We start from the raw sequence: 11,756 nt of genomic DNA, 5'->3' as shown, positions 1-11,756 counted from the left end.
GGCTATGGGGCTGGGGAGCCAGCCACACGGGGAATGCCGAGGCTGTAGTTGCGCACGCGGCTATTGAGGTTATAGGCCACCTCCCCTTGCATCAGCAGGGCACGCACAAAGTGCTCTAGGTCGGAACCAATCCGCCGCAGATTGTACTCGGTTAACTCTTCGCCGGCGGCATTGGCCACGAGCTCCTGAAACTTGGCTTCTACTTTAGCAAGAGCCGCATCATTCCATTCCAGTTCGTTATCTGGATCGACATTGAGGGTCAAGGTTTCTGTGTCGGGGTGCACCTCGCCATCAAGGACGTAACCGGCGTAGAGGTGAATGTGGCGTGTGGTTGACTTGAGTAGCATAGGGTAGAAGCTGAGTGCAGTAGCGGCAATACCTCTCACTATACCAAGAACTGCTTGAACGCTTCTTTAGAAAATTTGATGGTTCTCCCAAAAAGGAGTAATATTAAGCGCTCTAGCGGCGACGGAGTTGCAACTGCTCATAGACTTGGTGCAGGGGAACCTTATGGTGAGCTAAGGCCACAAGCAGGTGATAAAACAAATCAGCCGCTTCAGCGGCGATCGCCTCGGGGTCATCCTCTTTGCAGGCCATAACCACCTCAACGGTTTCTTCCCCCAGTTTTTTGAGGATTTTATTATCTCCTGCGGCAAACAAGCTACAGGTGTAGGAGTCTGGCTGGGGGCGATCGCGCCGCTGACAAATGACATCGTACAATTGGGACAGCGTATCAGCAGGGGGTGGCTCAATCTGTTCGCCCAAGGCACCGTGACGGTGAAAGCAACTGCGCTCACCAGTGTGGCAGGCAATGCGCCCAACTTGCTGCACACTCAGGAGTAGAGCATCACTATCGCAGTCATAGCGAATACTTTTGAGCCACTGCACATGACCGGAGGTTTCTCCCTTTGGCCAGAGTTCCTGACGCGAGCGGCTCCAAAACCATGTCCGCCCAGTTTCTAGGGTTTTTTGCAACGATTCACGATTCATCCATGCCATCATGAGCACTGTGCCGTCTAAATAGTCTTGGACAATTGCTGGCACCAACCCCCGCTCATCGTACGCAATCTGATCAAGGGGGAGACTAAAGGCAGGAGCACTCATGGAGGATTCATAGCAGTCACAGGATGACCCGGAGATCACGCCTACCACAAGCATCCTGTATTGCTGCTTCCTTCCGGACCTGACAAGGTTTAGGCGTTGCGATCGCATGATTCCGAGCCATTGACTATGTTACCACAGCGCGCTAGCCTTAACCGACTCCCCGCTGCACTGCGGTAATGGCGTCCACAAGGGGCGATCGCAACGCGGCAATGTACTCAGGCCAACCAATCAGAATCGGCTGCTGGTGGGCAAGGGTTTGTCCCTGCAAGGCATCGGCATCAAAGCGGAGGGGGTTGCCGGCCAAATCGGTACACACCAGCCCTGCGGCGGTAGCCAAGGCCAACGGAGCCGTTGTATCCCAGAGTTTCACCCGCTGATTCAGGTACAGGTACAGTCCTGCCCGCCCTAAAATGACTTCAATGACCTTAAGACCAAAACTGCCCAAAAACTGAAACTGAACTTCGGGGAGCAAGCCATGAATGGCGTCACCGTAGGTGCGGTAGTCGCGATAACCAATCATCACTGGGCAATAGCTCTGGGTAGGGGGGGGTGGACAAATTGGCAGGAGGGGCACCGGCGGTCCACCGCTGCTCATTTGTAACAGTCCCCAATCTTTGCCACCGTAGTAAAGGTGATCTTGATTGGGGGCATAGATCCAGCCTGCCACGGGTGTGTAGTGCTCCAATAGCCCCACCATCAGGGAGTAGCCATGGCGATGGTGAATCAGATCGTCGGTGCCATCTAGGGGGTCGATGAGCCAATAGCGCGCCTTGCGTTCCTGAAAGACCGCTTGGGAGTCAGCATTTTCTTCGCTAATGATGCCATCCTCTGGAAACCAGGTGCGGAATTTTTGGCTGAGGAGGCGATCTAAAAACCGATCAATGCTGGTGGCAAAATCCTGTCGCCCTTTTTCAATGACATCAAAGGGCTGCTGAGCGAGTTGGCGTGCCCGCTGTCCCGCTTGCCGCAGCAGTTGGTTAATTTGCCAAATTTGACTGGGGGTTACCGGAGGTGTTGAGGTCATAGTTCAGTTTCAGTGTCCCCCTCAGTATGCCGTAGGTTTCCCTGAGGTCGGGTGACTATCGCTGTTGCAGCAGTGCCACTGCGTAGGCAGCAATACCTTCCTCTCGACCCACAGGGCCAAGTTTTTCGTTGGTTGTTGCTTTAATACTAATCTGATCGCCCGTAATGCCGAGGGTTGCTGCAAGGCGATCGCGCATTTGTGCTAGGTAGGGTTTAAGTTTGGGCCGCTCTGCCACCACCACGGCATCAATGTTGCCCACCTGCCAACCACGGCTGTAGATGAGCTCGGCCACGTTCTTGAGCAGCACTTGGCTATCTGCTCCAGCCCACTGGGGATCGCTGGGGGGAAAATAATGCCCAATATCACCGAGGCTTAGGGCACCTAGCAGCGCGTCCATAATGGCGTGGGTCAGCACATCGGCATCGCTGTGCCCCAATAGGCCAAGGGGATGCTCCAGTTCTACGCCTCCCAAAATGAGGGGTCGTCCTGTCACGAGCTGGTGAATATCGTAGCCGTTACCAATGCGAATATTCATACTGCAAACATCTCAAAAGAGCGATCGCCCAGCGTGCTAAAACTGAACTATCGCCCTTTATTGTTGCAGAATCCTACAAAGATTGAATTAGATATTGACTTCGCTGAGTTGCCGACACATATAGTCAAAGGGTTGCTCCACAACACTGGTCTCTTCAATCCCTGCCGCGGCAACGCGATCGCGCACAATTTCCTTCATAATTTGAATGCCGCGCACCGTTGGACCGATGGGCACGCCTAGGGAGTTATAGGTTTCCCGCAGCCCTTCGAGGACGCGCTCATTCAGCACATCCACATCTCCTGCTACCAAGGCATAGGTGGCATAGCGGAGGTAGTAGTCCATATCCCGCAAACAGGTGGCGTAGCGACGGGTGGTGTAGGCATTGCCCCCGGGTTGAATCAGTTCCGGTTGCTCTGCAAACAGGGCTGAACCCGCTTCCTTGACGATGGCAGCAGCATTTGCATTGATCACTGCCGCCGCCTTGACCCGTACCGAACCTGAGTTAAAGTAGGAGCGCAGACTGTCAACAGCATTGCGATCGAGGTAGCGACCGGTGGAGTCATAGTTTTTGATCAGTGTGGTGACGGCATCACGCATAGGTTTTTCTTACTCCTAGAACTGGTAAAAACTAGCGTCAACCCTAACGCCAGCCTAAATTGCGCGGATCTAAAATCGTACTTAGCTTACCATGCAAGGGATTCCCCGCCTTCGCCTCCGTTTACGGACTGTTGCGAACTATTACAAAAGTTAATAATTTGACGAGTGTCCGACGAGGCGATCGCGCAGGCGTTTAATCTGATCCCGATAGCGGGCGGCCTCTTCAAAGGCCAGCTCGTGGGCAGCCGCTTTCATTTTGGCTTCGAGATCTTGGATAATTTGCGGGATATCCTCTAAGCTAAGTGCTGCCAAATCCTGGCTGGGAATGACTGGGACTGGCTCAGCATGCAAACGGCGCGAGACATCCAGAAACGCCAAAATCGCGTTGCTGGTTTTCTTGAGAATGGGTTGGGGGGTAATGCCGTGGGCTTGGTTATAGGCTAGTTGAATGCGGCGGCGGCGTTCCGTTTCCTGAATGGCCTTTTGCATACTGTCGGTTAAGGTGTCGGCGTAGAGTATTGCTTGACCCCGCACATGGCGAGCGGCGCGGCCAATGGTTTGAATCAGCGATCGCTCCGCCCGCAGGAATCCTTCCTTATCGGCATCGAGAATGGCCACGAGGGAGACTTCGGGCAAGTCTAAGCCTTCCCGCAGCAGGTTCACGCCAATAAGCACATCAAAGTCCCCTTGGCGGAGGGCTTCGAGAATTTCAATGCGCTCGATGGCATTAATTTCCGAGTGGAGATAGCGCACCCGCACGTGGCGCTCCTGAAAATACTCTGTGAGATCTTCGGCCATCCGCTTTGTCAGGGTGGTCACCAAGACCCGCTCGTGGCGATCGCAGCGCTCACGAATTTCCGCGTAGAGATCATCTACTTGGCCATGGGTAGGACGGACAAAGATTTCTGGATCCACTACTCCTGTGGGGCGAATAATCTGCTCAATAACCCGACCGTCAGACACCGCCAGCTCCCAATCCCCAGGGGTAGCAGAGACAAAAATACACTGGTTCACCTTGCCCCAAAACTCGTCCGCCTTGAGGGGACGGTTATCCGCAGCGCTAGGGAGGCGAAAGCCATGGTCAATCAGCACCTTTTTGCGAGCTTGGTCACCGTTAAACATGCCGCGAATTTGAGGAACAGTCACGTGGGACTCATCCACCACCAGTAACCAGTCCTCAGGGAAATAATCTAGTAAACACTCCGGTGGCTCCCCAGCTTGGCGTCCAGCAAGGTGGCGCGAGTAATTTTCCACCCCATTGCAGTAGCCCACCTCCTGAAGCATTTCTAGGTCATAGCGAGTGCGCTGCTCCAGCCGCTGCGCCTCCAGCAGCTTATTTTGCGATTCCAAATAGGCCACCTGAGCCTTTAGTTCCTCCCTGATAGCGTCACAGGCCGCCTCAAGGCGTTCTTTGGGCGTGACAAAGTGCTTGGCCGGATAAATGCTCAGGCGATCGACACTTTGCAGCGTTTCCCCCGTCAGCGGGTCAACATAGCGGATGGCCTCAATATCATCGCCAAAAAATTCCACCCGAATAATCCGATCTTCATAGGCTGGGCCAATTTCTAGCACGTCCCCTTTCACCCGGAAGCGCCCTCGCCCCAATTCCACATCATTGCGGCTGTACTGAATCGTAGCCAACTGCCGCAACAGTTGCCGCAGATCGGTCTCGATACCGACTTCTAGGGTCACGGCTGCTTTGAGGTACTCAGCAGGAATCCCTAAGCCATAGATACAGCTAATAGAGGCAACGACGATAACATCCCGCCGTTCAAACAGGGAACGGGTGGCGGAGTGCCGCAGCATATCAATTTCTTCGTTAATGGAGGCACTTTTTTCAATGTAGGTATCGGTGACGGGGAGATAGGCTTCCGGCTGGTAGTAGTCGTAGTAGGAGATGAAGTACTCGACGGCATTCTCAGGGAAAAACGACCGCAACTCGTTGCATAACTGGGCGGCAAGGGTTTTGTTATGGGCTAGGACTAGGGTGGGGCGGCCAATCTCCTCAATGACTCGGGCAATGGTGTAGGTTTTGCCGGTACCCGTTGCCCCCAAAAGAGTTTGAAAGCGATGCCCTGCCTGAACCCCCGCCACCAGTTTGCGAATGGCTTGGGGTTGATCACCGGTCGGTTCAAAGGGGGCATGGAGACGAAACAGTGCAGTCTGCATGGATGATGCCTTTACTCTCTAGCTCATACCTTAACTCAATCGCCGAAAATTCCCCTAGCTTTGTAAATTTCAACAATTTTTGGAAAAGTTTGTTAGTTTGCTTTATCTAATTAGTAAAAATTATCACTGCACTAGCGGGAGAGCCGCCAGTTTTTTGAGGTTGGCGAGGCCTATAGCTCTCAGGCAAGTTTTCTGGATGGGGATGAGGTGCCTAACTACGGTGAAAAACCCAACGGCTGGAACCCCTCTGGAAAATGAGCCAAATGGGGGCTGTATCGAACAGCTAATCAATCGTTGGGCAGCGCTGCGTGGCTAGATGCCAATTTCTTGGGGGGCTGCAAATTGCATCCCCTTTGCTCAAGGTGGTATATTAACGGTACTTAAGGGGGCGTGGCGGAATGGTAGACGCTGCGGACTTAAGAAATTGAGCCTTAGTAGAGAAATCTATTAAGTGACTGCTCTCAAACTCAGGGAAACCTACGTTTGCCCTTGGCAAATATGGCAATCCTGAGCCAAGCCGAGTTCATCAGGGGCGATCGCTTGTTTGGCAGGCTCTGTCAGTACGGCGATTATCGATGAACGCGGAAGGTGCAGAGACTCGACGGGAGCTACCCCACCGTAGGCATTCTACGCGGGTAAAGGGAGAGTCCAATCCTCAACACCTTGGGGTGGTCGCGAAAGCGTCAGGAGGATGAAAATCCGTTGACCTTAAACAAGTCGTGAGGGTTCAAGTCCCTCCGCCCCCACCACTACCGTTCACGATGGGGCAGGGCGATCGCGCCATGCTGTCCACTTACGGAAATGCCATGAAAGCAGAGTATCGGCAGCGGCAGCAGCAGTTTTTAGAAAAACTGGGCACTGGTGTAGCAGTTTTTTGTAGTGCGCCCCGTGCCATTATGCACAATGATGTGGACTATAACTTTCGCCAAGAAAGTAACTTTTACTATTTGACGGGGTTTAATGAACCGGAGGCAGTGGCAGTTTTCGCCCCGAGTCACCCTGAGCACCGCTATGTTCTTTTTGTGCAGCCGAAAGATCTTAGCCAAGAAATTTGGACTGGCGCACGCTTGGGGGTTGAGGCGGCCAAAGAGCAGTTGGGCGCAGATGCAGTGTATCCCATTGGGGAGCTAGACCAGCACCTAAGCCACTATCTAGAAACGGGTGATACGCTGTACTATCACTTTGGCCATCACGAGGCGTTTAACCAGAAAATTCTCAAGCACTATCAACGCCTATTAGCGACGCTGCCAAAACGGGGAACAGGTCCACGCGCTATTGCTGACCCCAGCTTAATTCTTGCGCCCATGCGGCAAATTAAGTCGCCAGCAGAGCTGGAGTTGATGCGGCGGGCGATCGCCATCACGGTTGAAGCGCACCAGCGGGCAAACGAGATCGCCGCCCCCGGACGCTGGGAGTACGAAATTCAAGCAGAGATCGAGCATATATTTCGCCTCAGGGGTGGGGATGGCGCTGCCTACCCGTCTATTGTGGCCTCTGGTGCCAATGCCTGTGTCTTGCACTACACGGAAAATCAACGGCAAATGCAGGCAGGGGATCTGCTGTTGATTGATGCGGGCTGTGCTTACCAGTACTACAATGCCGACATCACCCGCACCTTTGCGGTCAGCGGCCAGTTCAAAGGGGAGCAAAAAGCGATTTATGACCTTGTTCTAGCGGCACAACAGGCGGCGATCGCCCAGGTCAAACCCGGCCATCCCTACAACCACATCCACGATGCTGCCGTGCGTGTGATTGTTGAAGGGTTAGTGGACTTAGGGTTACTGCAAGGCGACATAGACACCTTGATCAATGAGGGGAAAGAGACCAATAGTCAAGCGTACCGCACCTTTTTTATGCACGGCACCGGTCACTGGCTCGGCTTAGATGTACATGATGTGGGGCTGTACAAACACAACAAAGAGACATGGGTAACCCTGCAACCCGGCCAAGTCCTGACGGTTGAACCCGGGATCTACATTCATCCTGAAGCTACCCCTACCGAGGGGCAGCCAGACATTGACGATCGCTGGCGGGGCATTGGGGTGCGCATTGAAGATGATGTCCTTGTGACTACAACCGGTTGCGAGGTGCTGACCGCCGCAGTTCCCAAGTAAGTGGTGGATTTTTATTGGACACAGTAAACTACCCCGCCCTATAGGCGGATAGAGAATTCTACAGCACTAAGTTAAAAATTAGTGTGAATCGCCTCAACTGGACATGCAGCAACGCACTGCTCGCAAACAATACAACGGGAGCGCGTAAACTGTAGCTGAAATGTTTTTGGATGCAGCGTGAGGGCTTGGGTTGGACACACGCCCGTGCATAAGCCACAGTGAACACAGGCCTGCTCATCAATCACAATTTCACGACTTGCAAGGGAGACCTCAATATTCTGCTGCCGCAACCAATCTAGTGCGGCCTCCATCTGATCAATATCTCCCGCTAGTTCTAGGACTAGTTTGCCCACTTGGTTAGGGGCAACTTGAGCACGGATAATATTTGCAGCAATATTAAAATCTTTTGCCAGTCGATAGGTGACAGGCATTTGAATCGTTCGTCGCGGAAACGTCAAGGTCACTCGCTTTTTCAAAGGATGATGCCCTTAACCTACCCCTTTAGCATAACCCGCAAGAATCCGCCGCTTCAAATCTTTGTTCAAATCTTTGATTGAAGCGCGAGATGAATTGCGGCAGCAATCTGCGGTAGGCTATTTATCGTGAATTCGGCTTGCCCTAATCCTTAAAGCCGTCACGATCAGACCGTACCCAAATGAAGACTTACAGGTCGTGCTGCTGAACTTGGGAGTACTGTGTAAGACTAAAGCAGTATGGGCGAAAGTTCATTACGGTAGAGATAGTTGGAAGCCCGTGCTCTATTCCATAACAATGAGTGTCGGGGAGTGCACAAGCAAGTTACTCAAGTTGTTGTAAGGTCTCAGTTGCATAACGATGAGTGAGCTGTTCTCAGCAATTGAAAACGGTGATTTAAGTGCAGTGATAGGGGCGATCGCCAGTGGTGCTAACCCCAATATTGCAAATGATGCAGGCGTGATGCCCCTTGCCATCGCCGCTGAACTGGGGCATACAGAAATCGTAAAGGTATTACTAGCGGCGGGTGCGATGGTGAATCAGAGCGATAGTGAAGGCTGGACACCGTTAATGGCAGCTGCAGGAGGAGGATTCACCGCCATTGTCGAACTTCTACTTACCGCAGGGGCAGATGTCAACGCCAAGACCGAGTTTGGACTGACCCCTCTAATGGCTGCGGCAGCCAAAGGACAAGCAGCCACCGCGCAGCAACTCATTGCCGCAGGGGCTGATCTGGATGCTAAGGATCACAACTCGTGGACAGCCTTGGTGTGGGCACTGGACGGGAAACAAACTAAGGTGGTTGAGGTCATTAAAGCAGCGCGGGCACAACAACTGAAATCATGATTAAATACGTCGGCTTATTTTTAGCAACGGCTCCTGCAAGTCTTTTGCTGGCTCAGGTTGCTCGAACTGAACGCTTACGATTTGCCATGTTTGAGGCATTGCAAATTGTGGGTATTGTTGCAATTGCCATCTTTAGTGATTGGCTACTGATTCAACTGGGATGGAAATACCTACAAGAGCGGCTAAATCAACTACTGGTCACTACAGCGCAGCCATGGCTTAGCCTAGGTAGTAGTCTGATCCGCTTGATCCTGCGCATTCTGCTGTGGTCATTAGTCCTCTCTTGGGTATTACAGTCAGTAGAAAGTTTGTCCCCTTGGCACGATCGCATCGATAGTATCACTTCTTTCTTGCTACAAAAGATTTCTGTGATTTTTAATACCCCCTTTATGCAATTGGGGCAGACTGAAATCACCCTGAACTTCCTCTTTATCATCCTTTTTCTATCCATTACAGTTATTTTCACCTCCCGTTGGGTCAGTGAATGGATTAAAAACCGCATCTTAATTCAACTACGAGTGGATCGCGGTAGTCAGGAAACCATTACCCGAGTGGTGAGCTACAGTCTCAGTTTTGTTGGTTTTATCATTGTTTTACAAACCGCTGGGATTGACCTTAGCTCACTAACAGTCTTGGCTGGGGTGCTCGGAATTGGGTTTGGTTTTGGTTTACAAAATTTAGCGAGTAACTTTATTAGTGGCTTAGCAATTCTGCTAGAGCATCCCATCAAAGTGGGTGATTTTATTGAAGTGGATGGCTTGCTGGGCACAGTGGAAAAAATTTCGATTCGTGCCACCATCATTCGCACCAATGATAGCCAGTACGTTATTGTGCCCAACAACCGCTTCATTGAAAAGAACGTTGTCAATTGGAGTTATGGTAGTCCGGATAGCCGCATTCACATTCCCGTGAACGTTGCCTACGGCAGTGATACTGTTTTGGTGACAGAGGCGCTTCTTAGTGCTGCACGTCAGGATCCCCGTGTGCTGCTCAGTCCACCCCCCAGTGTGTGGTTTCGTAGTTTTGGCGAGAGTGCCTATGTCTTTGAGCTATTGGTATGGATTAATCGCCCTCAAGACTCGGAACCCATTAAAAGTGCTTTGAATTTCTTAATTGAGCAAGAGTTGCGGCAGCGGGACATTGAAATCCCATTTCCACAACTAGACCTGCGCCTGCGAGATGTCGGGGATTTACGGGCTATCACCCGCTATTATCGCCGGTCAACCCCAGCGTCTGAGTTGGCAGAGGTAACAGAAGCAAGCACCAGTGTGGCCAAACCCAAACCGAAATCAGCCAGCCCCCTGCCGCCACTATCGGATCTGCTGCGCAACATGAGTTGTTTTACCCGCTGCTCCAATGCTGATTTGCAAATGCTGATTGAGCTAGGGACGCGCCGATTTTACGATGTGGGGGAGATCATTTTCCGTGAGGGAGATCCTGGCGATGCCTTTTACATTGTTTTAGAAGGATCCGTGGAGGTGCGCTCTGAGCACTTGGATCAAATTTTGGCAACCCTTTACCAAGGTGATTTTTTTGGTGAGATTGCTGTGCTGACGGGGATGCCGCGATCGGCCACTGTGCGAACCCTTGAAGATACCATCCTCTTTGTTGTCCATCGAGGAGCGGTACAACGCTTGCTACAGGCACAACCCCAACTGGCAGAGGACATTGCCCATGAGCTAGCGGCACGGCAGCAGGTTCTCCAAGAGTTGGGCTTAGCGGGCATGAATGGTAAAGGTACACCATCGCTGCCGCCATTGCACTGGATTCGACAACGGCTGCGCACGTTGTTTAGCGTTTAGGCTGCAGGGGTTAACTGGCTAATGAGGTCATGGTGCTGGGGAAACTGCTGTTGCAGGTGGTGACGGCTTGCTAGGCGGAAATCCCGAAAATCGAAGCCGGGTGCGACTGTGCAACCCACAAGGCTAAAGGTGTTGGGATCATTCACGGTGGCACCAAACCATGCGGTTGCTGGTACTACTTGCTGGAGTTGCTCACCGTCTTCAACGTTGATCCCTAGGGGGAGTCGCTCATAGACACCGCTGGGGGTGATCATGTGAATGGTCAAGCCACTGCCAGCTTGACTTCTCCCCTCCTTGAAAGAGAGGGGATTCCCAAAGGATGCTAGGCAACGGGCTGAAGCCGCGTTGCTTCGCTTTTCCCTTGAGCTGTCACCCACAACTTAATGCGGGTGGGGGCAGTCAAAGACCCCCTACTCACCTCAAGCATTTCTGCTATTGGGACTACGTTTATGTTTCGGTTCGTGGTTTCGCGCTTTTCAACACTAGCCAATTAGATACGCTCAACATCCTGCCATTGCTTGCAGTGGTTTAGGCTTGCCGCCAAAGCGGTAGTGACTTACTTGCCGGAATTTCTCCGTACTAGGATGTTTCTTCGCGTAGTTGATACGCCTACTTTCCACGTCTCTAGTTTAACACATAGAGAGGGCTAAAGCCCCCTGAGTTGGCTGTATCCCCTCGCTAAAGCGGAGGGGTACAGCCAACTCAGGGGGCTTTAGCCCTCTCTATGTGTTAAACTAGAGACGTGGAAAGTAGGCGTATCAACTACGCGAARAAACATCCTAGTACGGAGAGATCCCGGCAAGTAAGTCACTACCGCTTTGGCGGCAAGCCTAAACCACTGCAAGCAATGGCAGGATGTTGAGCAGATCGGACTMGCTAGTGTTGAAAAGTGCGAAACCACGAACCGAAACATAAACGTAGTCCCAATAGCAGAGATGCTTGAGGTGAGTAGGGGGTCTTTGACTGCCCCCACCCGCATTAAGTTGTGGGTGACAGCTCAAGGGAAAAGCGAAGCAACGCGGCTTCAGCCCGTTGCGTAGCATCCTTTGGGAATCCCCTCTCTTTCAAGGAGGGGAGAAGTCAAGAATGGC

General features: G+C 52.2%; 11 protein-coding genes and 1 other RNA gene. 3 read left to right on the top strand and 9 right to left on the bottom strand.

Going from position 1 to position 11,756, the window contains the following annotated elements; translation table 11 throughout:
- Nucleotides 1–2 precede the first annotated feature (2 nt).
- From ndhM to uvrB, 7 genes are all read right to left on the bottom strand, one after another.
- Complete coding sequence (ndhM, locus tag L5470_RS10550) at nucleotides 3–347, bottom strand: photosynthetic/respiratory NAD(P)H-quinone oxidoreductase subunit M (protein WP_099798791.1); 345 nt, start codon at nucleotides 345–347, stop codon at nucleotides 3–5.
- Between the two features lie 112 nt (nucleotides 348–459).
- The gene (gene hisIE / locus L5470_RS10545) at nucleotides 460–1,104 is read right to left on the bottom strand and encodes a bifunctional phosphoribosyl-AMP cyclohydrolase/phosphoribosyl-ATP diphosphatase HisIE (RefSeq protein ID WP_099798792.1); all 645 of its coding nucleotides are present in this window, start codon (nucleotides 1,102–1,104) and stop codon (nucleotides 460–462) included.
- Between the two features lie 22 nt (nucleotides 1,105–1,126).
- Nucleotides 1,127–1,223: signal recognition particle sRNA small type (gene ffs, locus L5470_RS10540), an RNA gene on the bottom strand.
- A 29-nt stretch (nucleotides 1,224–1,252) separates the two neighbouring features.
- Nucleotides 1,253–2,128 carry a 3'(2'),5'-bisphosphate nucleotidase CysQ family protein gene (locus L5470_RS10535; protein WP_227517635.1) on the bottom strand — a complete coding sequence of 292 codons (876 nt, stop codon included), beginning with the start codon at nucleotides 2,126–2,128 and terminating at the stop codon, nucleotides 1,253–1,255.
- A 55-nt stretch (nucleotides 2,129–2,183) separates the two neighbouring features.
- Nucleotides 2,184–2,663, bottom strand: a complete 480-nt coding sequence (gene ispF / locus L5470_RS10530) for a 2-C-methyl-D-erythritol 2,4-cyclodiphosphate synthase (protein ID WP_099798793.1) — start codon at nucleotides 2,661–2,663, stop codon at nucleotides 2,184–2,186.
- An 87-nt stretch (nucleotides 2,664–2,750) separates the two neighbouring features.
- On the bottom strand, nucleotides 2,751–3,260 hold the full coding sequence (gene apcB / locus L5470_RS10525) for an allophycocyanin subunit beta (RefSeq protein WP_099798794.1): 510 nt from the start codon (nucleotides 3,258–3,260) through the stop codon (nucleotides 2,751–2,753).
- A 150-nt stretch (nucleotides 3,261–3,410) separates the two neighbouring features.
- On the bottom strand, nucleotides 3,411–5,429 hold the full coding sequence (gene uvrB / locus L5470_RS10520) for an excinuclease ABC subunit UvrB (RefSeq protein WP_099798795.1): 2,019 nt from the start codon (nucleotides 5,427–5,429) through the stop codon (nucleotides 3,411–3,413).
- An 806-nt stretch (nucleotides 5,430–6,235) separates the two neighbouring features.
- On the opposite strand from uvrB, the gene L5470_RS10515 reads away from it, so the two are divergent.
- Nucleotides 6,236–7,543, top strand: a complete 1,308-nt coding sequence (locus tag L5470_RS10515; protein ID WP_099799867.1) for an aminopeptidase P N-terminal domain-containing protein — start codon at nucleotides 6,236–6,238, stop codon at nucleotides 7,541–7,543.
- A gap of 71 nt (nucleotides 7,544–7,614) precedes the next feature.
- On the opposite strand, the gene L5470_RS10510 is transcribed toward L5470_RS10515, so the two are convergent.
- Complete coding sequence (locus L5470_RS10510) at nucleotides 7,615–8,019, bottom strand: NIL domain-containing protein (RefSeq protein ID WP_099798796.1); 405 nt, start codon at nucleotides 8,017–8,019, stop codon at nucleotides 7,615–7,617.
- 358 nt (nucleotides 8,020–8,377) lie between these two features.
- Between L5470_RS10510 and L5470_RS10505 the strand changes: the two genes are divergently transcribed.
- Nucleotides 8,378–8,863, top strand: a complete 486-nt coding sequence (locus tag L5470_RS10505; RefSeq protein WP_099798797.1) for an ankyrin repeat domain-containing protein — start codon at nucleotides 8,378–8,380, stop codon at nucleotides 8,861–8,863.
- Nucleotides 8,860–10,665 (top strand): cyclic nucleotide-binding domain-containing protein, encoded by a 1,806-nt coding sequence (locus tag L5470_RS10500; RefSeq protein ID WP_499499896.1) that lies wholly within the window; start codon nucleotides 8,860–8,862, stop codon nucleotides 10,663–10,665. The genes L5470_RS10505 and L5470_RS10500 overlap by 4 nt, the downstream gene beginning before the upstream one ends.
- Here the strand turns inward: L5470_RS10500 and L5470_RS10495 are convergent.
- Nucleotides 10,662–11,042 carry a cupin domain-containing protein gene (locus L5470_RS10495; protein ID WP_499499894.1) on the bottom strand — a complete coding sequence of 127 codons (381 nt, stop codon included), beginning with the start codon at nucleotides 11,040–11,042 and terminating at the stop codon, nucleotides 10,662–10,664. The two genes, L5470_RS10500 and L5470_RS10495, sit on opposite strands and share 4 nt — an antisense overlap.
- Nucleotides 11,043–11,756 lie beyond the last annotated feature (714 nt).

The sequence above is a fragment of the Synechococcus sp. PCC 6717 genome, assembly GCF_022698185.1.
In the GTDB taxonomy this organism is placed as follows: domain Bacteria; phylum Cyanobacteriota; class Cyanobacteriia; order Thermosynechococcales; family Thermosynechococcaceae; genus Thermosynechococcus; species Thermosynechococcus lividus.
This window is presented reverse-complemented; position numbering and strand designations above follow the sequence as displayed.